This window comes from Pseudomonas sp. LF-5 (assembly GCF_037626295.1).
Taxonomy (GTDB): domain Bacteria; phylum Pseudomonadota; class Gammaproteobacteria; order Pseudomonadales; family Pseudomonadaceae; genus Aquipseudomonas; species Aquipseudomonas monsensis.
Map to the genome: position 1 here is coordinate 174,566 of NZ_JARKMT010000001.1, position 22,798 is coordinate 197,363.

Below are 22,798 nucleotides of genomic sequence, written 5' to 3' on the forward strand. Positions count from 1 at the left end.
ACAGAATTCGATTAACGCGTGAGGGGCTGATCGCTCAGCCAGCCGTTCACCCGTTCCATGGTCTTGCGCTCCTGCTCACCCTCCATCACAAAGCCTTCCAGCACTTTTGCCTTCGGCGCGTGCTTCAGGAGAACGCTGCGGCTGTTGCCCAAGCCATAACCGCCATGGGTGTTGAAGGGGATGAGAGTCTTGCCAGTCAGGTCGTGGGTGCTGAGAAAGGCACGCACGATCGGCGGGGCGGTTTCACCCCAGATCGGAAAACCGAGGTAAATCGTGTCGTAGTCGCTGAGGGCATGAACCCTGCTTTGCAGCTCGGGTTCGAAGCCGCTGTCACGTTCCTGACGTGCCTGCTCCACGGTTTGTAGATAGTCCTCGGGGTAGGCGTGGGCCGGTCGAATCTCAAAGAGATCGGCACCGAGTCCACGTTGAATCAGCCCGGCGACCACGCGGGTATTGCCCGAGCGCGAGAAATACGCGACCAGAATTCGCGAGCCAGAACGCGGAGTTTCACCGGCACTCTGCGTATCGGCGAGCGACAGCAGTGGGGCACTGGCCAGTGCGGCGATTACCGTGCGCCGCAGCGGATCGTGATCGTGGCTCATCGTCCGACGCGCGCCTTGAGGGCTTCGGGATAACGCTCGCCTTCGATGCGGATCTGCGCCAACGCGGTGTCAATTGCCTTGAGTTCAGCAGCGTCGAGCGTGATGTCCGCGCCGCCGAGGTTTTCTTCCAGGCGATGCAGTTTGGTCGTCCCCGGAATCGGCACAATCCACGGTGCCTGTGCGAGCAGCCAGGCCAAAGCGATCTGCGCCGGGGTGGCTTGTTTCTGCGCGGCGATCTGACGGACTAACACCACCAGCGCCTGATTGGCCTGGAGCGCCGATTGGCTGAAACGCGGGACGATGCTGCGGAAATCGTCGCTGCCGTAAGTGGTCTCAGCCGTCACCGTGCCAGTGAGAAACCCCTTACCCAGCGGACTGAACGGCACGAAGCCAATGCCCAGCTCCCAAAGGGTCGGCAGGATTTCCTGCTCGGGTTCGCGCCACCACAGTGAGTACTCGCTTTGCAGCGCCGTGATCGGCTGCACCGCATGCGCACGGCGAATGGTCTGCGCACCGGCCTCCGACAGGCCGAAGTGCTTGACCTTGCCTTCGCCAATCAAGTCCTTCACTACGCCGGCGACGTCTTCGATCGGCACGTTCGGATCGACGCGGTGCTGGTAGAGCAAGTCGATGTAGTCGGTCTTCAAACGACGCAACGAGCCCTCGACGGCTATTCGAATACGTTCGGGGCGGCTGTCCAGAGTCTGCTTTGTATTGTCGGCGCCGACGGCGAAGCCGAATTTTGTGGCGATCACGACCTGGTCGCGAACTGGCGCCAGCGCCTCGCCGACTACTTGCTCATTGATATAGGGGCCGTAGAATTCGGCGGTATCGAAGAACGTGACGCCTCGCTCAACGGCTGAGCGGATCAGTGCGATGGCTTGTTCGGTATCCGTGGCCGGGCCATAACCATGGCTCAGACCCATGCAGCCGAGGCCGAGGGCGGATACTTCGAGTGAACTGTTGCCGAGTGTGCGTTTGTGCATGTTGATCTCCCGTTGGGCGTGGGGAGAACAGTAAGCGAGGTGACTGGTGAGGACTAGATAGGTAAATCGGGATGGCTTGATGAGTTCTGTTCATTAATCGACAGAGGGGGGCAAACGCGAAAGTGAGGGGGGAACCCCTCACTTATTCGGTCTGGTGATTATTGCGGTACGCGCAGCTTGTCCAGCAGTCGGTTGACCAACAGCTCGTTCAGCATGATCACCTGTTGCAGCGCCAGCAGCGGTTTGCGCTCCGGGCCGCCGATTGAGTTGGCGATGTTACCGGCCATGGAGTGGGCGTAGGAAAGCGACTCACAGGCTTCGACCAACAGGGTTTCTTCATCCAGCGTGGGGTCGACCAGATAGACCGGGCGAAACGGGGGCGAGCTTGGCGGAGCCCCCAGTGCTTCGGGTCGCAGGTAGTAGTCGAGGGCGCGGCCGGTTGCCTCTTTGACCTTTTGCGGGTCAAGCGCGGGGTCGTGAGGGATTGGATCGGTGATCGGTGGGTTGGGCGTGATTTTGAACATGGATGAAACTCCCACTTAGCAATTTAAGGAGCCATCGCGCTCGCTACCAAACGAGGGTGGTGGCCATGCGCAGGTTGGTAGACCGGTCTAAGCGGGAAAACCCGGCGCTCCCGAAGGAGCCCCACGCGTGGCCACCATATAATTCGAGTTCCCAAAAGGGACCGAACAAGGTGTAGCCATGACGCTTAGAGACGGGCTACCAAACCCGATCACTGTTTTGCAGTGACAGGCAAACGATATAGCCCGGCCCATAGCCGTGTAAGCCGGCGGATTCTGGCGTACGCGTAGGTAACGGCGCAAGGTGTTGTAGGGTGGATGGCGTAACGGTTTGTGTGCTTTAAACGCGATAACCGGATGACGTTTATACATGAGCAATGTTGGTTGGTGGCGGCTTTCGGTTTTGCGTGAGTCTGTGAGATTTTTCCCCCTCACCCCAGCCCTCTCCCCCAAGGGGGCGAGGGGGAAGGGAGCCGATCTTTGTGCTCTTCAAATCTGAGTTCGACGCGGTATTTCAAGTCGGTGCAACTTGCACATTCAGCGCGGTCAGTTCCCTCTCCGCCAAAGGGGACGAGGGGGAAGGGAGCGGATCTCCATGTAATCCAGAGCCCGAGTTCAACTCGATATTTCAGGTCGGCGTATTCCGAGCAAACAACTCGGTCAGTTCCCTCTCCCTCCGGGAGAGGGTTAGGGTGAGGGCTGTCGGTAATTTCAAATTCTGAAGAGGAGGTGTGACATGAGTCGATTGACTGGCGGTTGCCTATGCGGCGATGTCCGTTTCGAAGTGACAGGCCAGCCCTACCGCGTCGGCATTTGCCACTGCCTCGACTGCCGCAAACGCCACGGCGCACTGTTTGGCACCTCGGCCATATTCCCCGAGGATGCGTTGACCGTCACCGGCGAAACCCGCGACTACAACGGGCGCTTTTTCTGCCCGCGTTGCGGCTCTCCGGTGTTCACGCGTTCCGAAGATGAAGTAGAGGTCAACGTCGGATCGCTCGATGAGCCTAATCAGTTCAAACCCACTTACGAACTCTGGACGATTCGGCGCGAGTCGTGGTTACCGGCGCTGCCACTGGCTCACCACTACGAGCGTGATCGCGAGAGCACGGAGCGTACAGAGGAGTAGAGGGGGCAGCAAACCTGTGGGACTTGGAATGGAGTGAGGATTTTTGGCATGTCACATAGTACCTGTGGGAGCGAGCTTGCTCGCGAAGGCGTCGTGTCAGTCGACATCAATATTGAAAGTAATGACGCTTTCGCGAGCAAGCTCGCTCCCACAGGGTGCAGTACATAAACTTACAGATCTTCACCGCGAATAAACGCCAGCAGATCCGCGTTGATCGTTTCGGCCTCGGTCGTCGGCATCCCGTGCGGGAACCCCGGATACGATTTCAACGTGCCATTGGGCAGCAACTTCGCCGACAACGGCCCCGAGTTCGCATACGGCACAATCTGATCATCCTCGCCATGCATCACCAGCACCGGCACCGTGACCTTCTTCAAGTCTTCGGTGAAATCCGTCTGCGAAAACGCCACGATCCCGTCGTAATGCGCCTTGGCGCCGCCGATCATGCCCTGACGCCACCAGTTGGCAATAATCCCCTCCGAAGGAGTGGCGACCGGCCGGTTGTAGCCATAAAACGGCCCGGTCGGAATGTCCCGATAGAACTGCGCCCGGTTCGCCGCCAGTTGTGCCTGGAAATCATCGAACACCGATTTCGGCAAACCACCCGGATTGCTCTCGGTTTGCACCATCAGCGGCGGCACTGCGCTGATCAGCACGCCTTTGGCAACGTTGTCCTGACCATGCCGGGCGATGTAATGAATCACCTCACCGCCACCGGTCGAGTGACCGACATGCACGACGTTCTTCAGGCCCAGATGATTAACCACAGCCAGCGTATCGTCGGCGTAATGATCCATGTCGTGCCCGTCCCAGACCTGACTGGAACGCCCGTGCCCTCGGCGATCATGGGCAACCACCCGGAAGCCTTTGCCCAGGAAGAACAGCATCTGCGCATCCCAGTCATCGGAACTGAGCGGCCAGCCGTGATGGAAGTGGATCACCGGCGCGTCTTTCGGGCCCCAGTCCTTGTAGAAGATTTCGACGCCGTCTTTGCTGGTGACAAATCCCATGTTCGCTACTCCAGACCAATGTGATGGATAACCCGCTCGATGTTCGCGGACCGGTTTCGCGGGTGATGATGGTTGTGCGCAGGCTCAGTGCGAGCCGTTATCAACTGTAGGATTAAAGTCGACATCTGCATGACCGGTGGTCGCAACATCTGGCTTGAAGCGCAATTTAGGCTTTGCTGAAAGGGAAAAGCCGAGGCGTGCGTAGGCATCTGCTGCCACAGCGACGCCCCTTCAGAACACCGTGAGTCTGAGGAAATCCCCCGATGCTGACCCTGAATATCAATGGCAAGGATCAGGAGCTCGATGTCCCGGCGGACATGCCGTTGCTCTGGGTCCTGCGCGATGTCGCGCACCTGACCGGTACCAAATTCGGCTGTGGCATGGCCCAGTGCGGCGCGTGCACCGTGCACGTCGATGGGGCGCCGTTGCGCGCCTGCATCACGCCCGCCACCGCCGTGGCCCACGGCCAGAAAATTCTCACCATCGAAGGCCTGTCCACCGACGGTTCGCACCCAGTGCAACAAGCCTGGGCCGAACTCGACGTGGTGCAGTGCGGTTACTGCCAGTCGGGGCAGATCATGTCTGCGGCGGCTCTGTTGGCGAAGATCCCCAAACCCACCGACAGCGATATCGATCAGGCGCTCTCCGGCAATATCTGCCGCTGCGGCACCTATCCGCGAATCCGCGCGGCCGTGAAACGTGCGTCCGAGATTGGCTGATTGGGAGATAGACGATGAACAGTCCTGTATCGCGTCGGGGTTTTCTCAAGGGCAGCGCCATGTTGGGCGGTGGCCTGGTGGTAGCGTTTGTCGTGCCCGGCGCCCATAAGTTTGCCTTCGCGGCAGAGAATGAAGGCAAGGTCTTCGCGCCCAATGCGTTCTTGCGCATTGCCGCAGACAACAGCGTCACCGTGTTGCTCGGCCATTCGGAAATGGGCCAGGGCATCTGGACCGGCCTGACCATGTTGATTGCCGAAGAGCTGGACGCCGACTGGTCGACAATCCGCGTCGAACATTCACCGGCCTCGGCGGCGGATTACGGCATGCCGGCGTTTGGCGGCATGCAGATTACCGGTGGCTCGACATCGACGTGGATGGAGTTCGACCGCTATCGTCTGGCCGGCGCCACGGCGCGGCAGATGTTGGTCGAGGCGGCGGCCAAGCGTTTCGACGTCGCGCCTTCAGCGATTCGCACCGAATCGGGTGTGGTCATCGCTGGCGATAAACGCGCGACGTACGGCGAACTGGCTGACGCGGCCGGGCAACTGCCGGTGCCGGACCCGAAGTCGATCACCTTCAAGGACGCCAAGGACTGGAAGGTCATCGGCAAACCGACCAAACGCCTCGACACCCCGGAGAAAATCACCGGCCGCGCCAAATTCGGCATGGACGTGCAGTTCGAAGGCTTGATGACGGCGATGGTTGCCCGTGCGCCAGTATTCGGTGCGACGGTCAAATCCTTCGAAGGCGCTGAAGCGCTGGCCGTGCCGGGCGTGCACAAAGTGGTGCAGGTGCCCACCGGCGTGGCAGTGATTGCCGAGCATTACTGGGCGGCGAAACTCGGGCGAGACGCGTTGAAGGTCGATTGGGATCTGGGTCCGCATGCGGACCTGAGCAGTGAAAAACTGCTGGCGAGTTTCCGCAAACTGGCCGCGACGCAAGGCACGTCGGCGAGTCAGGCCGGTGATGCCAAGGGCAGTTTTGGCAAGGCGGTGAAGAAGATCGACGTTGAGTACAGCGTGCCGTATCTGGCCCACGCGCCGATGGAGCCGTTGAACTGTACGGTGAAGATCAGCGCCGAGAAGTGCGAGATCTGGACTGGAACGCAGTTTCAGACGCTCGATCAAATGGTCGCCGGCAAGATCACCGGGCTGAAGCCCGAGCAGGTGGAGATTCACACGGAGTTCCTTGGCGGTGGTTTCGGGCGCCGGGCCAACCCAACGTCAGACTTCGTCGCCGAAGCGGTGCAAGTGGCGAAAGCCGCCGCCATGCCGGTAAAAACCGTGTGGTCGCGGGAGGATGATATTCGCGGTGGTTACTACCGTTCGATGTTCCTGCATCAGGCACGGATCGGCCTCGGCGCCGATGGCCTGCCGTCGAGCTGGCAGCATGTGCTGGTCGGGCAGTCGATCATGGCCGGCACCCTGCTGGAAGCGACGATGGTCAAGAATGGCATCGACGCGACCTCGGTCGAAGGCGTGGCCGACAGTCCCTATATCAAGGGGCTGGCCGATCATCAGGTCGATCTGCATTCGCCGCAGACTGGCATCAACGTGCTCTGGCTACGATCGGTGGGGCATAGCCATACCGCGTTTGTCATGGAATCTCTGATTGATGAAATGGCCACAGCGGCGGGCAAGGATCCGGTCGAGTACCGGCGCACATTGCTCAAGGAACACCCTCGGCATCTTGGCGTGTTGAACCTGGCGGTGGAGAAGGCCAACTGGAAAGCGCCGTTGCCGGACGGTCACGCGTTGGGCGTGGCGGTGCATGAGTCATTCGGCAGTTACGTGGCGCAGGTCGCGGAGGTGTCCCAGGACAATCTGGTGATTCGCGTGCACCGCGTGGTCTGCGCCGTGGACTGCGGAATTGCGGTGAATCCACAGAGCATCGCCGCGCAGATGGAGTCGTGCATCACCTTCGGCCTGGGCATGGCGCTGCACAGCAAGCTGACGCTCAAGGACGGCGCGGTCGTGCAATCCAACTATCACGATTATCAGGTGCTGCGGCTCAACGAGATGCCGGTGGTGGAAGTGCACATCGTGCCCAGCAGCGACAAACCCGGCGGCATCGGCGAGGCCGGTGTGCCGCCGACCGCGCCAGCCGTGGCCAATGCGGTGTTCGCCCTGACCGGGCAACGCCTGCGCGAGTTGCCGCTGCAACTGTCGGGGGTGTGAGATGAAACGACATCTAGTGTTGGGCACTGTGGTTCTACTGGGGCTGGGTGGTTATGCCTCTGAGCTGTTCGCCGACGATCAGGAAGCACTGAAGGCGTTCGGCACCGTGCAGAAAGTCTTTCAGAGCCCGCGTTGCCAGAACTGCCACATCCCCGGCGATTCGCCATTGCAGTTCGACGCCGGCATTCCCCATGCGATGAACGTGGTGCGCGGCATGGACGGCAAGGGTGCGGCTGGTTTGCCCTGTGCAACCTGTCACGCGGAAAACAATCCGCCGGCCAGTTACGGCCCGCATGCGCCACCGGGGGCACCGCACTGGAGCCTGCCGCCGGCGGCGCACAAAATGGCCTGGATCGGCCTGCCGCCGGACAAGCTCTGCGCGATGATCAAGGACCGTTCGAGCAATGGCGATCGCGACTTTGCTGCACTGATCAAGCATGTCAGCGAAGACAAACTGGTGCTGTGGGGCTGGAATCCCGGAGCAGGGCGCGCGCCGGTGCCAGTGCCGCACGATATTTTCGTGACGCAATTCAAGCTCTGGGCCGATGCGGGCGGACCGTGTCCGGTGGCGGGGATCTGATGAAGTGAACCCCTCGGCGAATTAGCGCTACGCTTAAAAGCATTGTTGCCAATGGAGTGTGCTGATGCTGGTTCCAGGAAAACCTGCGAATGAAACGGCGCGCGTTCAAGCGCTGCACGGACTTGAACTGCTCGATTCCGCCCCTGAAGAGCGTTTCGATCGACTGACACGGTTGGCGAGACGCCTGTTCAATGTGCCGATTGCGCTGGTGACGCTGATCGACACCAATCGGCAGTGGTTCAAATCGTGTGTGGGGCTTGATGTCAGCGAGACGCCGAGGGATGTTTCATTCTGCGGCCATGCGATTCTTAACGATGGCCTGTTGTTGGTGCCGGACGCCCGCGAAGATGTGCGCTTCCATGACAACCCGCTGGTGATGGGCGCGCCGCACATTCGCTTCTACGCCGGTTACCCTTTGACCGTGCCCAACGGCAATAAAATGGGCACGCTGTGCCTGATTGACACCAAGCCCCGCGACCTCGACGCGGAAGAGCGCGCGTTGTTGCGGGATCTGGCGGAAATGGCCGAGCAAGAGCTGGCCGCTGTGCAGGTCGCGAGCATGGATGAATTGACGTTGCTGTCCAATCGCCGTGGTTTCAAGCAACTGGCGCAGCATGCGCTGGACGCCTGCGCGCGGATAAAGCGCCCGGCGACCTTGCTGTTTTTCGACCTTAATGACTTCAAACAGATCAACGATCTGTATGGGCATGCCGAGGGTGACAGTGCGCTGAAGACCTTTGCCGACGTGCTGCGCATCGCCTTTCGCGAGAGTGATGTGGTCGGGCGTTTGGGCGGGGATGAGTTTGTCGCGCTGCTGACCGGCTCCAGCCATATCGAAACCACGGCGATCATGGCGCGGCTCAAGGATATTCTCGAAGAGCGTAATGCCACGTTGCACCGGGGCTATGCGATTCGCTTCAGTGTCGGGCAGATCGAATACGACGCTGAGCGCCATGAGACCGTGGATCGGCTGCTGGCGGATGCTGATAGTGCGATGTATGTGCACAAGCAGGCCTTGAAGCGTTGTTGATTCGGGCCTCATCGCTGGCAAGCCAGCTCCCACAGGGATCTGCAGTGAACCGGGATTTTGTGAACACCCGAGGAACCTGTGGGAGCTGGCTTGCCAGCGATGGCGTCCGCACATTCAACATCGTCATCGGCTGACCCACCGCCATCGCGAGCAGGCTCACTCCTACAATAGCGGCGGGTGTTCACAAAATCCCGGTTCACCACAAATCCCTGTGGGAGCGAGCTTGCTCGCGAATGCGTCCGGTCAGGCACATCTCTGTTGAATGTGCTGGCCTCTTCGTGAGCAAGCTCACTCCCACAGGTACCTTCGGTGTTCAGAAAATCCCGGTTCACCACAAATCCATGTGGGAGCGAGCTTGCTCGCGAAGGCGTCCGGTCAGGCACATCTCTGTTGAATGTGCTGGCCTCTTCGTGAGCAAGCTCACTCCCACAGGTACCCTCGGTGTTCAGAAAATCCCGGTGCACCACAAATCCATGTGGGAGCGAGCTTGCTCGCGAAGGCGTCCGGTCAGGCACATCTCTGTTGAATGTGCTGGCCACTTCGTGAGCAAGCTCACTCCCACAGGTACCTTCGGTGTTCAGAAAATCCCGGTTCACCCTAGATCCCGGTGGGCGCTAGCCTGCTAGCGAATGCGTCAGCCCGAACAATACAAATCATTTGGCAAACAACTGCCCAATGTCCTTGAACGCCTTGAACTCCAGCGCATTGCCGCACGGGTCAAACAAAAACATCGTCGCCTGTTCCCCCACCAAACCCTGAAACCGAATCCCCGGCTCAATCACAAACTTCGTCTCCAGTGACTGCAAACGCTCGGCCAGCGCCTCCCATTCCTGCATACCCAACACCACGCCAAAATGCGGCACCGGCACGTCATGCCCGTCGACAGCGTTGGTATGCGCGGCCTCCTGCGAGGCGTTTTTCGGCGCCAGGTGAATCACCAGTTGATGACCAAAGAAGTTGAAATCGACCCAGTGCTCACTGGAGCGACCTTCCTCCAGACCAAACACCTCGCGGTAAAAGTGCCGTGCGGCCGCGAGGTCATACACCGGAATGGCCAGATGAAAAGGGCTGAGCTGCATAGTGAAATTCTCGATCAGGTTCGGTTGACTGAGTTTAGTGCTGTGAAATGTGATTGAAAGACGATAGTTTTTGTGTCGAGCTCAAATTATTTCGATCAATCGAGGTGTGCATGCTGCGCGAACTCAAAACCTTTCTCGCGGTGGCACGCCACGGCACGTTTGCGGCCGCGGGTTTGCATATTGGCCTGACGCAGTCGGCGGTCAGTGCGCAGATCCGCAACCTCGAAAACGCCTTGGGCATTCGCCTGTTCGATCGCACCGGTCGGCAGGCGACGCTCAATGCGGCGGGGCAGCGGGCGTTGCCGATGGCGCAGGAAATGCTCGCGATCTTCAGCCGCATGGCGGTGGACGACGCGGTCAGCGAGTTTCGCGGCGAGCTGAAAATCGGTGCAGTGGCCACCGCGCAAACCGGCCTGTTGCCGCAAGCCTTGTTGCGTTTGCGCCAGCAGGCACCGGGGCTGGAGCCAAAACTGGTGCCGGGCGTGTCGTTGAATCTGTTGAGTCAGGTCGATGCCGGCGAAGTTGATTTGGCGATCATGATCAAGCCACCGTTCGAGTTGCCCAAGGAGTTGTCGGCGCAGGTGATCCGGCGTGAGCCGTTTGTGTTGATCGTGCCGCCGCAGGTCGAGGGCGACGATCCGCTGCGGTTGCTCGCCGAACGGCCGCATGTGCGCTACGACCGCAATTCTTTCGGTGGGCGATTGGTGACGCGGTTTCTGCGGGAGCAGCGCATAGAGGTCAACGTAGCGCTGGAGCTGGATGAGCTGGAGGCGATCGTGAAAATGGTCGAGTCGGGGCTGGGCGTTTCGTTGTTGCCCAGGGCCGGACTGTGGCTGGAGCATCCGCTGAAGGTCAGGGTAGTCGAGTTGGGTGAGCTGACGTTCTACCGCGAGATGATCCTGCTGCAGCGCTATAGCCAGCGCAATCAGCCGATTCAAAAGCTGTTCGCCCAGTGCCTGGAATAACCCCTACAAGGGATTTGGGTTGTTCAAGAAATAGCAGCCAATAAAAAACCCGCCTGAACAGGCGGGTTTTTTATTGGCTAACCGAAGATTACTCTTCGATGTTGCCCATGGCGGTGGTGTTGAAGCCGCCGTCGACGTACATGATTTCACCGCTGATGCCCGACGCCAGGTCGGAGCACAGGAAGGCGCCGGCGTTGCCGACTTCTTCGATGGTGACGTTACGGCGCAGCGGGGTTTGCGCTTCGTTGGCGGCCAGCATCTTGCGGAAGTTCTTGATGCCCGAGGCTGCCAGAGTACGGATCGGGCCAGCCGATACGCAGTTGACGCGGGTGCCGTCCGGGCCCAGGGAGCCGGCCAGGTAACGTACGCCAGCTTCCAGCGAAGCCTTGGCCATGCCCATTACGTTGTAGTTCGGCATGGTGCGCTCGGCGCCCAGGTACGACAGGGTCAACAGGCTGCCGTTGCGGCCTTTCATCATTTCGCGGCCAGCCTTGGCCAGGGCCACGAAGCTGTAGGCGCTGATGTCGTGAGCGATGCGGAAACCTTCACGGGTGGTGGCTTCGGTGAAGTCGCCGTCCAGTTGGTCGCCCGGGGCGAAGCCGACGGAGTGCACGATGCAGTCCAGGCCGTCCCACTTCTTGCTCAGCTCTTCGAAGACCTTGGCGATTTCTTCATCGCTGGCCACGTCGCACGGGAAGCACAGCTCAGGGCTCGAACCCCAGCCCTGTGCGAATTCTTCAACACGACCTTTCAGTTTGTCGTTCTGATAAGTGAAGGCAAGCTCAGCGCCCTCGCGATGCATGGCGGCAGCGATGCCGGATGCGATGGACAGCTTGCTGGCGACACCGACGATCAGTACGCGCTTACCGGCGAGAAAACCCATGTGTTGCTCCTCTTTCAGGTTATTGCGCAGTGGCTGGTGCCAGAAAAGCGGCTTCCAGCAACTGCTGTGTATACGGATGTTGGGGGGCGGCAAAGATACTTTGCGCGTCTCCCTGTTCGACCACTTGGCCATGCTTGACCACCATCAACTGGTGGCTCAGCGCTTTGACGACAGCCAGGTCATGGCTGATGAACAAATACGTCAGGTTGTACTTGGCTTGCAGTGAACGCAACAGCTCCACCACTTGCCGCTGCACCGTCCGGTCGAGCGCCGACGTCGGCTCGTCCAGCAGGATCAGCGCCGGTTTCAGCACCAAAGCCCGGGCAATGGCGATTCGCTGCCGTTGCCCACCGGAAAATTCGTGGGGGTAGCGGTGCCGGGTTTCCGGATCCAGACCTACCTCCTTCAATGCCGCAATAATCGCCGCCTCTTGCTCCTCGGCGGTGCCCATCTTGTGAATCCGCAAGCCTTCGCCAACGATGTCGCTGACGCACATGCGCGGGCTCAGGCTGCCGAACGGGTCCTGAAACACCACCTGCATCTCCCGACGCAACGGGCGAACCTCGTTCTGCGTCAGGCAGTCTAGCTGCTTGCCTTCAAAGCGAATGGCGCCTTTGCTGCCGATCAGCCGCAAAATCGCCAGACCCAGGGTGGATTTACCGGAACCGCTTTCCCCCACGATCCCCAGGGTCTGACCCTGAGGCAGGCTGAAATTGATGCCGTCCACTGCCTTGACGTAATCCACCGTGCGCTTGAGCAGGCCTTTCTTGATCGGGAACCAGACTTTCAGGTCCTCGACTTCAAGCAGCGGCGCGCCGATTTTATTGCTCGCCGGGCCTCCGCTGGGCTCCGCGCCGAGCAATTCCCGAGTGTACGGATGCTGCGGCGAACGGAACAGCTCTTCGCACGATGCCTGTTCGACGATGCAACCGCGCTGCATGACACATACGCGATGCGCAATTCTTCGCACCAGGTTCAAATCGTGACTGATCAGTAACAGCGACATGCCCAATCGGGCCTGTAATTCCTTGAGCAAATCGAGGATTTTCAGCTGAACGGTCACATCCAGGGCGGTGGTCGGCTCGTCGGCAATCAGCAGTTCTGGCTCGTTGGCCAGGGCCATGGCGATCATCACCCGCTGGCGCTGGCCGCCGGACAATTCGTGGGGCAGGGCCTTGAGGCGCTTGTGCGGCTCGGGGATGCCGACCATCTCCAGCAGCTCCAGGGTGCGCTGGGTCGCGACTTTGCCGGTCAGGCCCTTGTGGATGCCCAGCACCTCGTTGATCTGCTTCTCGATCGAGTGCAGCGGGTTCAGCGAGGTCATCGGCTCCTGAAAGATCATTGCAATGCGGTTGCCGCGAATGTGGCGAATGGTCTTTTCTTTCAGTGCCAGCAGATTCTGTCCGGCGTAATTGATGCTGCCGGCCGGGTGACGGGCGATCGGGTAGGGCAGCAGACGCAGGATCGAGTGCGCCGTCACCGATTTGCCCGAGCCGGATTCACCGACCAGCGCCAGGGTTTCGCCGCGCTTGATGTCGAAGCTCACACCTTCGACCACGCGGTGGACGCGCTCGCCAAGGCCAAATTCGACGGCGAGGTCGCGCACTTCGATCAGATTGTCCTGATTCATTTCACTTCCTCGGGTCGAAGGCATCGCGAGCGGACTCGCCGATAAACACCAGCAAACTCAACATCAACGCCAGCACGGCAAATGCGCTCATGCCCAGCCACGGCGCTTGCAGGTTGGATTTACCCTGGGCCACCAGCTCACCCAGCGACGGACTGCCGGCCGGCAAGCCGAAACCGAGGAAGTCCAACGCAGTGAGGGTGCCAATGGCGCCGGTGAGGATGAACGGCATGAAGGTCATGGTCGAGACCATCGCGTTGGGCAGGATGTGGCGGAACATGATCGCGCCGTTCTGCATGCCCAGCGCCCGCGCGGCGCGCACGTATTCAAGGTTACGGCCACGGAGGAACTCGGCGCGCACCACGTCAACCAGGCTCATCCACGAGAACAGCAGCATGATCCCCAGCAGCCACCAGAAATTCGGCTGGACGAAACTGGCGAGAATGATCAGCAGGTACAGCACCGGCAACCCCGACCAGATCTCCAGAAAACGCTGCCCGGCCAGATCGACCCAGCCGCCATAGAAGCCCTGCAGCGCGCCGGCAATCACGCCAATGATCGAACTCAACACGGTCAACGTCAGCGCGAACAGCACCGAGATGCGGAAGCCGTAGATCACCCGCGCCAGCACATCGCGGCCCTGGTCGTCGGTGCCCAGCAGGTTGTCCGCCGAGGGCGGGGCCGGGGCCGGGACTTTCAGGTCGTAATTGATGCTCTGGTAGCTGTAGGGGATCGGCGCCCACAACACCCACGCGTCCTTGGCCTTGAGCAGTTCGCGGATGTACGGGCTCTTGTAGTTGGCCTCCAGCGGAAACTCGCCGCCGAAAGTGGTTTCCGGGTAGCGCTTGATCGCCGGGAAGTACCAATTGTTGTCGTAATGCACCACCAACGGTTTGTCGTTGGCGATCAGCTCGGCGCCGAGGCTCAGGCCGAACAGGATCAGGAACAGCCACAGCGACCACCAGCCACGCTTGTTGGCCTTGAACAGTTCGAACCGGCGGCGGTTGAGAGGGGACAGGTTCATCTCAATGCTCCCGGCTTTCGAAGTCGATGCGCGGATCGACCAGGGTGTAGGTGAGGTCGCCGATCAGTTTCACCACCAACCCGAGCAGGGTGAAGATGAACAGGGTGCCGAACACCACCGGGTAATCGCGGTTGATTGCCGCCTCAAAGCTCATCAGGCCCAGGCCGTCGAGGGAGAAGATCACTTCCACCAGCAACGAGCCGGTGAAGAAGATGCCGATGAACGCCGACGGGAAACCGGCAATCACCAGCAGCATGGCGTTGCGGAACACGTGACCGTAAAGCACGCGGTTGCGCGTCAGGCCTTTGGCCTTGGCGGTGACCACGTATTGCTTGTTGATCTCGTCGAGGAAGCTGTTTTTGGTCAGCAGGGTCATGGTCGCGAAGTTGCCGATCACCAGCGCGGTCACCGGCAATGCCAAGTGCCAGAAGTAATCGAGGATCTTGCCGCCGAAACTCAGCTCATCGAAGTTGTTCGAGGTCAGTCCGCGTAACGGGAACCAGTCGAGATAACTGCCGCCGGCAAACACCACAATCAGCAGGATCGCAAACAGGAACGCGGGGATCGCGTAGCCGACGATGATCGCCGAACTGGTCCACACATCGAAGTGGCTACCGTGCCGCGTGGCCTTGGCGATCCCCAGCGGGATCGACACCAGGTACATGATCAGCGTGCTCCACAGCCCCAGCGAGATCGACACCGGCAGCTTTTCCTTGATCAGGTCGATGACCTTGGCGTCGCGGAAAAAGCTGTCGCCGAAATCCAGCTGCGCGTAGTTCTTGACCATGATCCACAGGCGTTCCGGGGCCGACTTGTCGAACCCGTACATGTGTTCGATTTCCTTGATCAGCGCCGGGTCCAGGCCTTGCGCGCCGCGATAGGACGAACCGGCCACCGACACCTCGGCACCGCCGCCGGCAATGCGGCTGGTGGCGCCCTCGAAGCCCTCGAGTTTGGCGATCATCTGTTCTACCGGGCCGCCGGGCGCGGCCTGGATGATCACGAAGTTGATCAGCAGGATGCCGAACAGGGTCGGGATGATCAGCAGCAGTCGCCGAAAAATATACGCCAGCATCTGATTACTCCGTGCCCGCAGGGTCGGCTTGCAGTTTGGTTTCGACTTCTATGGCGGGTTTCGCGTCAGGCTTGACCCACCAGGTGTTAATCCCGATGTCGTACTTGGGCGAGACTTTCGGGTGGCCGATGTGGTTCCAGTAGGCCACGCGCCAGGTCTTGATGTGCCAGTTGGGGACCACGTAGTAACCCCATTGCAATACCCGGTCCAGTGCACGGGCATGAGCCACCAGGCTGCTGCGTGAATCGGCGTTGATCAGGGTCTCCACCAATTGATCGACGATCGGGTCTTTCAGGCCCATGGTGTTGCGGCTGCTCGGTTTGTCGGCGGCGGCGCTCATCCAGAATTCGCGCTGCTCGTTACCCGGCGAGTTGGACTGCGGGAAACTGCCAACCACCATGTCGAAGTCCCGCGAACGCACGCGGTTGATGTACTGCGAGACGTCCACGCGACGGATCACCAGGTCGATGCCGAGGTCGGCAAGGTTGCGCTTGAACGGCAGCAGCACCCGTTCGAATTCGGTCTGCGCGAGGAGGAACTCGATGACCACGGGTTTGCCGTTGGCGTCGACCATTTTGTCATCGACGATCTTCCAGCCAGCCTCTTGCAGCAATTGATAGGCCTCACGCTGCTGAGCGCGGATCATGCCGCTGGCATCGGTCTTCGGGTTCTCGAAGGCCTCACTGAACACTTGCGCCGGGAGTTTGCTGCGGAACGGCTCGAGGATCGCCCGTTGCTCGGCGTCAGGCAGGCCAGTGGCAGCCATTTCCGAGTTCTCGAAATAGCTGCGGGTGCGGAAGTAGGCGCCGTTGAACAGTTGTTTGTTGGTCCATTCGAAGTCGAACAGCAGGCCGAGCGCCTGACGCACCCGCACATCCTGAAACACCGGGCGGCGCAGGTTGAAGACAAAGCCCTGCATGCCGGTCGGATTGCTGTTGGCGATCTGTTCCTTGATCAAGCGACCTTCGGTGACCGCCGGGATGTTGTAGGCGTTGGCCCAGTTTTTTGCGGTCATTTCCAGCCAGTAATCGAATTGCCCGGCCTTCAGCGCTTCGAGGGCAACGGTGTTGTCGCGGTAGTAATCGGTGGTCATCGTGTCGAAATTGTAGAAACCACGGTTGACCGGCAAGTCCTTGCCCCAGTAATCCTTGACCCGCTCATAGCGCACCGAGCGCCCGGCCTTCACTTCGGCGACCTTGTACGGGCCGCTGCCCAGCGGGATTTCCAGGTTGCCCTTGGTGAAATCGCGACTGGCCCACCAGTGTTTCGGCAGCACCGGCAACTGGCCGAGAATCAGCGGCAACTCGCGGTTGTTGGTGTGCTTGAACTTGAACAGCACTTTTAGCGGATCTTCGGCGATCACTTCGGAAACGTCGCTGTAGTAGCCGCGAAACAGCGGTGAACCTTCCTTGGTCAGCGTGTTGAAGCTGAACACCACGTCCTCGGCACGTACCGGGTGGCCGTCGTGGAAGCGCGCTTCGGGGCGCAGGTAGAAGCGCACCCAGCTGTTGTCCGGAGCCTTTTCGATCTTGCTGGCGATCAGGCCGTATTCGGTGAACGGCTCATCGAGGCTGTGCTTGGTCAGGGTGTCGTAGATCTGCCCGACGTCGTCGGCCGGCACCCCTTTGCTGATGAACGGGTTGAGGCTGTCGAAGCCGCCGAAACCGGCCTGACGGAATGTCCCGCCTTTGGGCGCGTCGGGGTTCACGTAATCGAAATGCTTGAAATCGGCCGGGTATTTCGGCGGCTCGTTGTACAGGGTCACAGCGTGTTGCGGGGCGGCACAAGCCAGCCCGGCGAACAGCAGACCGCTGGCCTGCACGAGCAGGGCGCGGAACGGTTTCATTGATCTTTCTCCGAAGACTTCAGCCACCACGCGCTCAGGCCCAGGGTGTAGGGCGGCGTGGTGACAAAGGCCAACCGGTTGCGGTAGGCCAGACGGTGATAATTGAGGTACCAGTTGGGAATGCTGTAGTGCTGCCACAGCAGCACGCGGTCCAGCGCCTTGCCGGCGGCGACCTGTTCGTCGCGGGTGCGTGCGGCGAGCAATTGCTCGAGCAGGTGATCGACCACCGGATTGGCAATACCCGCGTAATTCTTGCTGCCCTTGACCCCGACCTGACTGGAATGGAAGTACTGCCATTGCTCCAGACCCGGGCTGAGCGTCTGGTTGAGCGTCATCAGGATCATGTCGAAATCGAACTGATCCAGACGTTGTTTGTACTGGGCGCGATCCACCGTGCGCAGGCGCGCATCAATGCCGATGCTGTTGAGGTTCTCGATGTACGGCTGCAGGATGCGCTCAAGGTTCGGGTTGACCAGCAGCAGTTCGAAGCTCAGTGGCTGGCCATTGGCGTTTTGCAAGCGTTGACCGTTGAGCTTCCAGCCGGCCTCGGCGAGCAGGGCCAGGGCCTTGCGCATGGTCTCCCGGGGGATGCCGCGGCCATCGGTCTGCGGCAGGCTGAACGGTGCGGTGAACAGCCGGGCCGGGAGTTGCTCCTTGTACGGCTTGAGCATCAGCCATTCATGGCCGACCGGTAGCCCCGTCGCGGAAAACTCGCTGTTGGGGTAGTAGCTGGTCGTGCGCTTGTAGGCGTCGCTGAACAGCGCGCGGTTGGTCCACTCGAAGTCGAACATCAGGCCCAGCGCTTCACGCACCTTCACGTCGGCAAACGTCGGACGCCGGGTATTCATGAACAGGCCCTGGCTCGGGGTCGGGATCTGGTGCGGGATCTGCGCCTTGATAACATCGCCACGGCGCATGGCCGGGAAGTTGTAGCCGTTGGCCCAGTTCTTCGCCTGGTGCTCGATATAGATGTCGAACTCGCCAGCCTTGAACGCTTCGAAGGCGACGTCGCTGTCGCGGTAGAACTCGACTTCCATGCGATCGAAGTTGTACTTGCCGCGATTGACCGGCAAATCCTTGCCCCAGTAGTCCTTGACCCGTTCGAAGATCAACTGCCGCCCCGGTGTGACGGACGTGATGCGGTATGGCCCGCTGCCCAGCGGTGGTTCGAAGGTGGTGGCCTTGAAGTCGCGGTCTTTCCAGTAATGCTGCGGCAGCACCGGCAGTTCGCCGAGACGCAGGATCAACAACGGATTACCGGAGCGCTTGAGCACGAAACGGATGCGCTGCTTGTTGAGGATGTCGACGCGCAACACTTCCTGCAACGCCGTTCGGTACAGCGGATGACCTTCCTTGAGCAGCAGACGGTAGGAGAACGCCACGTCGTAGGCGGTGATCGGCGTGCCATCGTGAAAACGTGCTTCGGGGCGCAGATTGAACACCACCCAGCTGCGATCTTCGCTGTACTCCACCGATTGCGCGATCAAGCCGTAACTGGATGCGGGTTCGTCACCGGACGGCGAATACTGGCCGGTGCCGACCATCAGCGGCTCGTTCAGCTCGTTGATGCCGTACTGCAGGAAATTCGGCGTGGTGACCGGGCTGGTGCCCTTGAACGTGTAGGGATTGACCGTATCGAAGGTGCCGAATGCCATCACCCGCAACGTACCGCCCTTGGGCGCTTGCGGGTTGACCCAGTCGAAGTGGGTAAATCTGGCCGGGTACTTGAGCGTGCCGAACTGCGCATAACCGTGACTTTCGGTAATCGTCGCGCTTGCGGTTGAGCTCAAGGCCAGGCTGATCAGGAGCAGGAGGAGGGGACGCTTCAAGTCAGATCCGATCCAGGCGGCTTGGGCTTAGTGGGCCGTACAGTAACAGCTTGTCTGGACAGGAAAAAGATGCGGGTTAATGCGGGGTTAATCGTTTGCGCGAAGAGCCCCTCACCCTGACCCTCTCCCGGGGGGAGAGGGGACTGATCGTGGTGTCTGGGCGAATTACACCGACGTGCTGCACCGAGTCGAACTCAAGTTCTCAAAAGCCCCTCACCCTGACCCTCTCCCGGAGGGAGAGGGGACTGACTGTGGTGTCTGGGCGAATTGCATCGACGTGCGATACCGAGTCGAACTCAAGTTCTCAAAAGCCCCTCACCCTGACCCTATCCCGGGGGGAGAGGGGACTGACTGTGGTGTCTGGGCGAATTGCACCGACGTGCGATACCGAGTCGAACTCGGATTTTGAACAGCACGGAGATCGGCTCCCTTTCCCCCTCGCCCCCCGTGGGGGAGAGGGCTGGGGTGAGGGGGATCGATCTAAAGCACACCACAAAAACCTGATCCAAAAAAAAGCCCCTGAAAACTCAGGGGCTCTTCTGTCAGTGCGGTTGATAAACCGTGAGCATCTGCCCCGGCTTCAACGCTTTACCCGCACCCGGATTCCAGCGCTTGAGATGCTGCATCTCAACGTTGAAGCGCTTGGCCACGACGTACAGCGTGTCGCCGCGCTTGACCTTGTACTGGGTCTGCTGCGCGCTGTCGTCCTTGCCTTTGCTCTTGCTATTGGCCGCAATCACGGTATTGACTCGCCCCGACTTGCGAGCCGGCGTGCGCTTGGTGGTGTCTTGCATCACCAGCGTCTGGCCGACCTTGAGGTTCTTGCCGGTCAGCTTGTTCCAGCGCTGCAGATCCTTGACTTCAACCTTGTTGGCCTTGGCGATGGAGCCGAGGTTGTCGCCACGCTTCACGCGATAGGCACGCTTGAGCTGTGCCACTTCCGACGGATCGGCGCCTTCGAACACCGGTTTCAGCGAGCGCGGGCTGATCAGCTCTTCCGGCCGCATGGTCTGCAGGCTGGCGGTCAGCAGTTGCGCCTTCGATGTCGGCACCAGCAGGTGCTGAGGGCCGTCGATGGTGGTGCGCTGCTTGAACGCCGGGTTGAGCTGGAACAGTTCGTCTTCGTCGATGTTGGCCACTGCCGCGACCTTCGACAGGTCCATGCGCTGGTTGATTTCGACGACCTGGAAATACGGTTCGTTGGCGATCGGGTTGAGGTTCACCCCGTAGGCTTCCGGCGCCAGCACCACTTGCGACAGTGCCAGCAGTTTCGGCACGTAGGCCTGGGTTTCCGCCGGCAACGAAGACAGGTTCCAGTAGTCGGTCGGCAAGCCTAGCTTCTCGTTCCGCTCAATGGCGCGGCTGACGGTGCCTTCACCGGCGTTGTAGGCGGCCAGGGCCAGCAGCCAGTCACCGTTGAACATGTCGTGCAGGCGGGTCAGGTAATCCATCGCTGCGGTGGTCGAGGCGGTGATGTCGCGACGGCCATCATAAAAGCGGGTCTGGCGCAGGTTGTAGTAGCGGCCCGTGGACGGGATGAACTGCCACAGCCCCGACGCGTCGGAGCGGGAGTAGGCCATCGGGTTGTAGGCGCTCTCGATCACTGGCAGCAGGGCCAGCTCCAGCGGCATGTTGCGCTCTTCTAGACGTTCGACGATGTAATGAATATAGAGACTGCCGCGTTCGCCGGCATTCTCGAGGAAAGAGGGGTTACTGGCGAACCACAGGCGCTGCTGCTCGATGCGCGGGTTCACGCCCAGGCCTTCTTGCAGCTGGAAACCGCCGCGCATACGCTCCCAGATGTCCTGGGGCACCTGCGGGCTGGGCTTTTCACTCAGCCAGATGGGCTTCTGCTTGGCTCGCGCAGCAATGTTCGGCGTATGGGTCGCTTCAGTCTGCGGAGCATGGCTGGAACAGCCCGCCAGCGTGGCGGACACAGCCACCGCGATGGCTTGCGCCAGGCGGGTCAATGCGTCTGAATTGACGGACTTACGTATGGATGACGACATTGGCTGGAAGTAAGTTCCGGGCAAAAATGTCGGGCGATTCTAGAAAGCGCACCCCCTGCGGTCAACCATTCAGAATTTTTGTACCAGCTGGTGAGTCACTTAGAATTTATCTTTCCAGGCTCGCAGCGCAGCAAATACCTCACTCGGCGCCCGGTTTTGAGCGCCTGCCCGTTCGTCCACTTTTTGTGTAACTAATGTTTCAGTGGTCCGCAAAAACGGGTTGGTGAGCTTTTCCAGGGCCAGGGTCGAGGGCAGGGTCATGACCCCGTTTTGCCGTTGCTGGCTGACTTTTTCCAGACGAGCGGCGATGTCCGGGTTGGTCGGTTCCACCGCAGCCGCAAACTTGAGATTGCTCAGGGTGTATTCATGGGTGCAGTAGACCAGCGTATCTTCGGGCAACGCGGCGAGACGGCTCAGGGAATGGTGCATCTGCTCCGGCGTGCCTTCGAACAAGCGGCCACAACCGGCGGCAAACAGGGTGTCGCCGCAAAACAGCAGACCATGGCGGTAATAGGCAATGTGTCCCAAGGTGTGACCGGGCACCGCATAGACCGCGAAGTCCCAGCCGAGCACACTGACGCTGTCGTTGTCCTTGAGCGCCACGTCACGCGCCGGGATGTTTTCGCTGGCCGGCCCATAGACCGTGGCGCCGCTGGCCTGCTTGAGGCGCTCGACGCCGCCGACGTGGTCATGATGGTGGTGGGTGATCAGGATGTCGCTCAACACCCAGCCCGGATGGGCGTCGAGCCACGCCAGCACCGGCGCGGCATCGCCCGGATCGACCACCGCACAGCGTTGGGAGCGGTGATCCTGTAACAACCAGATGTAGTTGTCGGTGAACGCGGGCAGGGCACTGATCTGTATCATTGTCGGAATTCGCCAAGCGGAAAACATTGGCGCATCTTAGTAGTTCCTGGCGCGTTGGAGAATGACATGACCGATAAAGCGTTCGCTCAGGCCGATCCGGACTGGCTGGCATTGATCAGCGCCGCACGTGAATGGCTGTCGGGGCCGCTCGGGCAATTTCTGCTCGACGAAGAGCGGCGCATGCTTGAAGACGAGCTGGGTCGCTTCTTCGGTGGTTATCTGGTGCATTACGGCCCGTCCGCGCAAACCCCGCCCTCGGCACCGCAGGTTCAGCGCAACGTGCGCCTTGGCGCGCCGCTGCCCGGGGTCGAGATCGTCTGCGAAGAACAGGCCTGGCCGCTGAGCGAGCATGCCGCCGACGTGGTGGTGATGCAGCACGGCCTCGATTTCTGTCTGTCGCCCCACGGCCTGTTGCGCGAAGCCGCGAGCAGCGTGCGCCCCGGCGGGCATTTGCTGATCGTCGGCATCAACCCCTGGAGCACCTGGGGATTGCGGCATGTCTTCGCCCATGACGCCTTGCGTCAGGCCCGTTGCATCTCGCCGTCGCGAGTGGCCGACTGGCTCAATCTGCTGGGCTTTGCGCTGGAGAAACGCCGCTTCGGGTGCTATCGTCCGCCGCTCGCGTCAGCCAAGTGGCAGGCCCGTCTGGCCGGCTGGGAACGCAAGGCCGGTGACTGGCAACTGTCGGGCGGCGGTTTCTATTTATTGGTGGCACGCAAGATTGTGGTCGGCCTGCGACCGGTGCGTCAGGAACGTCGCGAGCCGATGGGCAAGCTGATTCCGCTGCCGATGGCCAAGGTCAACCGCCGCCGTATCGAACCGTAAACCTTCTTTTTATAA

At 60.5% G+C, this 22,798-nt stretch carries 20 protein-coding genes; 7 read left to right on the plus strand and 13 right to left on the minus strand.

What is annotated here, in order from left to right; all coding sequences use genetic code 11:
• Positions 1 to 11 precede the first annotated feature (11 nt).
• The 3 genes from PseuLF5_RS00915 to PseuLF5_RS00925 form a co-directional block, all read right to left on the minus strand.
• Entirely contained in the window at positions 12 to 602 is a 591-nt protein-coding gene (locus PseuLF5_RS00915; protein ID WP_194933161.1) for a flavodoxin, read from the minus strand.
• Positions 599 to 1,588 carry an aldo/keto reductase gene (locus PseuLF5_RS00920; protein WP_194933160.1) on the minus strand — a complete coding sequence of 330 codons (990 nt, stop codon included), beginning with the start codon at positions 1,586 to 1,588 and terminating at the stop codon, positions 599 to 601. Before PseuLF5_RS00920 ends, PseuLF5_RS00915 begins: the two co-directional genes overlap by 4 nt.
• Before the next feature lie 158 nt (positions 1,589 to 1,746).
• On the minus strand, positions 1,747 to 2,112 hold the full coding sequence (locus PseuLF5_RS00925) for a DUF6124 family protein (RefSeq protein ID WP_340132702.1): 366 nt from the start codon (positions 2,110 to 2,112) through the stop codon (positions 1,747 to 1,749).
• Positions 2,113 to 2,845: 733 nt separating this feature from the next.
• Here PseuLF5_RS00925 and PseuLF5_RS00930 point away from each other — a divergent pair.
• The gene (locus PseuLF5_RS00930) at positions 2,846 to 3,238 is read left to right on the plus strand and encodes a GFA family protein (RefSeq protein WP_340132703.1); all 393 of its coding nucleotides are present in this window, start codon (positions 2,846 to 2,848) and stop codon (positions 3,236 to 3,238) included.
• A 170-nt stretch (positions 3,239 to 3,408) separates the two neighbouring features.
• Here PseuLF5_RS00930 and PseuLF5_RS00935 read toward each other — a convergent pair whose 3' ends face one another.
• Positions 3,409 to 4,248: an alpha/beta fold hydrolase gene (locus PseuLF5_RS00935; RefSeq protein ID WP_340132704.1), complete on the minus strand. Its 840-nt coding sequence runs from the start codon at positions 4,246 to 4,248 to the stop codon at positions 3,409 to 3,411.
• A 263-nt stretch (positions 4,249 to 4,511) separates the two neighbouring features.
• On the opposite strand from PseuLF5_RS00935, the gene PseuLF5_RS00940 reads away from it, so the two are divergent.
• From PseuLF5_RS00940 to PseuLF5_RS00955, 4 genes are all read left to right on the plus strand, one after another.
• A complete protein-coding gene (locus PseuLF5_RS00940) occupies positions 4,512 to 4,967 on the plus strand; it encodes a (2Fe-2S)-binding protein (protein WP_003224136.1) in 456 nt (151 codons plus the stop codon).
• A 14-nt stretch (positions 4,968 to 4,981) separates the two neighbouring features.
• On the plus strand, positions 4,982 to 7,144 hold the full coding sequence (locus PseuLF5_RS00945; protein WP_340132705.1) for a xanthine dehydrogenase family protein molybdopterin-binding subunit: 2,163 nt from the start codon (positions 4,982 to 4,984) through the stop codon (positions 7,142 to 7,144).
• 1 nt (position 7,145) lies between these two features.
• Positions 7,146 to 7,724, plus strand: coding sequence for a hypothetical protein (locus PseuLF5_RS00950; protein WP_340132706.1), 579 nt, complete (start codon positions 7,146 to 7,148; stop codon positions 7,722 to 7,724).
• 64 nt (positions 7,725 to 7,788) lie between these two features.
• Entirely contained in the window at positions 7,789 to 8,754 is a 966-nt protein-coding gene (locus tag PseuLF5_RS00955) for a GGDEF domain-containing protein (protein ID WP_340132707.1), read from the plus strand.
• Between the two features lie 653 nt (positions 8,755 to 9,407).
• Here the strand turns inward: PseuLF5_RS00955 and PseuLF5_RS00960 are convergent.
• Positions 9,408 to 9,833 carry a VOC family protein gene (locus PseuLF5_RS00960; RefSeq protein ID WP_123376737.1) on the minus strand — a complete coding sequence of 142 codons (426 nt, stop codon included), beginning with the start codon at positions 9,831 to 9,833 and terminating at the stop codon, positions 9,408 to 9,410.
• A gap of 110 nt (positions 9,834 to 9,943) precedes the next feature.
• On the opposite strand from PseuLF5_RS00960, the gene PseuLF5_RS00965 reads away from it, so the two are divergent.
• A complete protein-coding gene (locus PseuLF5_RS00965; protein WP_340132708.1) occupies positions 9,944 to 10,798 on the plus strand; it encodes a LysR family transcriptional regulator in 855 nt (284 codons plus the stop codon).
• Between the two features lie 88 nt (positions 10,799 to 10,886).
• Here the strand turns inward: PseuLF5_RS00965 and fabI are convergent, their stop codons facing one another.
• From fabI to gloB, 8 genes are all read right to left on the minus strand, one after another.
• Positions 10,887 to 11,681 carry an enoyl-ACP reductase FabI gene (fabI, locus tag PseuLF5_RS00970; protein WP_003202751.1) on the minus strand — a complete coding sequence of 265 codons (795 nt, stop codon included), beginning with the start codon at positions 11,679 to 11,681 and terminating at the stop codon, positions 10,887 to 10,889.
• 19 nt (positions 11,682 to 11,700) lie between these two features.
• Positions 11,701 to 13,311 carry an ABC transporter ATP-binding protein gene (locus PseuLF5_RS00975; RefSeq protein WP_123462784.1) on the minus strand — a complete coding sequence of 537 codons (1,611 nt, stop codon included), beginning with the start codon at positions 13,309 to 13,311 and terminating at the stop codon, positions 11,701 to 11,703.
• A gap of 1 nt (position 13,312) precedes the next feature.
• Positions 13,313 to 14,332 (minus strand): ABC transporter permease, encoded by a 1,020-nt coding sequence (locus PseuLF5_RS00980; RefSeq protein ID WP_064587187.1) that lies wholly within the window; start codon positions 14,330 to 14,332, stop codon positions 13,313 to 13,315.
• Position 14,333: 1 nt separating this feature from the next.
• Entirely contained in the window at positions 14,334 to 15,407 is a 1,074-nt protein-coding gene (locus PseuLF5_RS00985; protein ID WP_123462786.1) for a microcin C ABC transporter permease YejB, read from the minus strand.
• 4 nt (positions 15,408 to 15,411) lie between these two features.
• Positions 15,412 to 17,253 (minus strand): extracellular solute-binding protein, encoded by a 1,842-nt coding sequence (locus PseuLF5_RS00990; RefSeq protein WP_340132709.1) that lies wholly within the window; start codon positions 17,251 to 17,253, stop codon positions 15,412 to 15,414.
• The gene (locus PseuLF5_RS00995; RefSeq protein WP_340132710.1) at positions 17,250 to 19,082 is read right to left on the minus strand and encodes an extracellular solute-binding protein; all 1,833 of its coding nucleotides are present in this window, start codon (positions 19,080 to 19,082) and stop codon (positions 17,250 to 17,252) included. The genes PseuLF5_RS00990 and PseuLF5_RS00995 overlap by 4 nt, the downstream gene beginning before the upstream one ends.
• Positions 19,083 to 19,624: 542 nt before the next feature.
• Positions 19,625 to 21,091 carry a transglycosylase SLT domain-containing protein gene (locus PseuLF5_RS01000; protein ID WP_123462791.1) on the minus strand — a complete coding sequence of 489 codons (1,467 nt, stop codon included), beginning with the start codon at positions 21,089 to 21,091 and terminating at the stop codon, positions 19,625 to 19,627.
• Positions 21,092 to 21,190: 99 nt separating this feature from the next.
• Positions 21,191 to 21,958, minus strand: a complete 768-nt coding sequence (gloB, locus tag PseuLF5_RS01005) for a hydroxyacylglutathione hydrolase (protein WP_340132711.1) — start codon at positions 21,956 to 21,958, stop codon at positions 21,191 to 21,193.
• A 66-nt stretch (positions 21,959 to 22,024) separates the two neighbouring features.
• On the opposite strand from gloB, the gene PseuLF5_RS01010 reads away from it, so the two are divergent.
• Positions 22,025 to 22,783 (plus strand): class I SAM-dependent methyltransferase, encoded by a 759-nt coding sequence (locus PseuLF5_RS01010; protein ID WP_123462795.1) that lies wholly within the window; start codon positions 22,025 to 22,027, stop codon positions 22,781 to 22,783.
• Positions 22,784 to 22,798 lie beyond the last annotated feature (15 nt).

Excerpts from the sequence above, each read along its gene's own strand:
- PseuLF5_RS00980 (WP_064587187.1), bottom strand. The coding sequence starts at position 14,332 with ATGAACCTGTCCCCTCTCAACCGCCGCCGGTTCGAACTGTTCAAGGCC.
- PseuLF5_RS00945 (WP_340132705.1), top strand. The coding sequence starts at position 4,982 with ATGAACAGTCCTGTATCGCGTCGGGGTTTTCTCAAGGGCAGCGCCATG.
- PseuLF5_RS00915 (WP_194933161.1), bottom strand. The coding sequence starts at position 602 with ATGAGCCACGATCACGATCCGCTGCGGCGCACGGTAATCGCCGCACTG.
- PseuLF5_RS00940 (WP_003224136.1), top strand. The coding sequence starts at position 4,512 with ATGCTGACCCTGAATATCAATGGCAAGGATCAGGAGCTCGATGTCCCG.
- PseuLF5_RS00955 (WP_340132707.1), top strand. The coding sequence starts at position 7,789 with ATGCTGGTTCCAGGAAAACCTGCGAATGAAACGGCGCGCGTTCAAGCG.
- PseuLF5_RS00920 (WP_194933160.1), bottom strand. The coding sequence starts at position 1,588 with ATGCACAAACGCACACTCGGCAACAGTTCACTCGAAGTATCCGCCCTC.
- PseuLF5_RS00930 (WP_340132703.1), top strand. The coding sequence starts at position 2,846 with ATGAGTCGATTGACTGGCGGTTGCCTATGCGGCGATGTCCGTTTCGAA.
- PseuLF5_RS01010 (WP_123462795.1), top strand. The coding sequence starts at position 22,025 with ATGACCGATAAAGCGTTCGCTCAGGCCGATCCGGACTGGCTGGCATTG.
- PseuLF5_RS00950 (WP_340132706.1), top strand. The coding sequence starts at position 7,146 with ATGAAACGACATCTAGTGTTGGGCACTGTGGTTCTACTGGGGCTGGGT.
- PseuLF5_RS01000 (WP_123462791.1), bottom strand. The coding sequence starts at position 21,091 with ATGTCGTCATCCATACGTAAGTCCGTCAATTCAGACGCATTGACCCGC.
- PseuLF5_RS00990 (WP_340132709.1), bottom strand. The coding sequence starts at position 17,253 with ATGAAACCGTTCCGCGCCCTGCTCGTGCAGGCCAGCGGTCTGCTGTTC.
- PseuLF5_RS00935 (WP_340132704.1), bottom strand. The coding sequence starts at position 4,248 with ATGGGATTTGTCACCAGCAAAGACGGCGTCGAAATCTTCTACAAGGAC.
- gloB (WP_340132711.1), bottom strand. The coding sequence starts at position 21,958 with ATGATACAGATCAGTGCCCTGCCCGCGTTCACCGACAACTACATCTGG.
- PseuLF5_RS00975 (WP_123462784.1), bottom strand. The coding sequence starts at position 13,311 with ATGAATCAGGACAATCTGATCGAAGTGCGCGACCTCGCCGTCGAATTT.
- PseuLF5_RS00985 (WP_123462786.1), bottom strand. The coding sequence starts at position 15,407 with ATGCTGGCGTATATTTTTCGGCGACTGCTGCTGATCATCCCGACCCTG.
- PseuLF5_RS00965 (WP_340132708.1), top strand. The coding sequence starts at position 9,944 with ATGCTGCGCGAACTCAAAACCTTTCTCGCGGTGGCACGCCACGGCACG.
- fabI (WP_003202751.1), bottom strand. The coding sequence starts at position 11,681 with ATGGGTTTTCTCGCCGGTAAGCGCGTACTGATCGTCGGTGTCGCCAGC.
- PseuLF5_RS00925 (WP_340132702.1), bottom strand. The coding sequence starts at position 2,112 with ATGTTCAAAATCACGCCCAACCCACCGATCACCGATCCAATCCCTCAC.
- PseuLF5_RS00960 (WP_123376737.1), bottom strand. The coding sequence starts at position 9,833 with ATGCAGCTCAGCCCTTTTCATCTGGCCATTCCGGTGTATGACCTCGCG.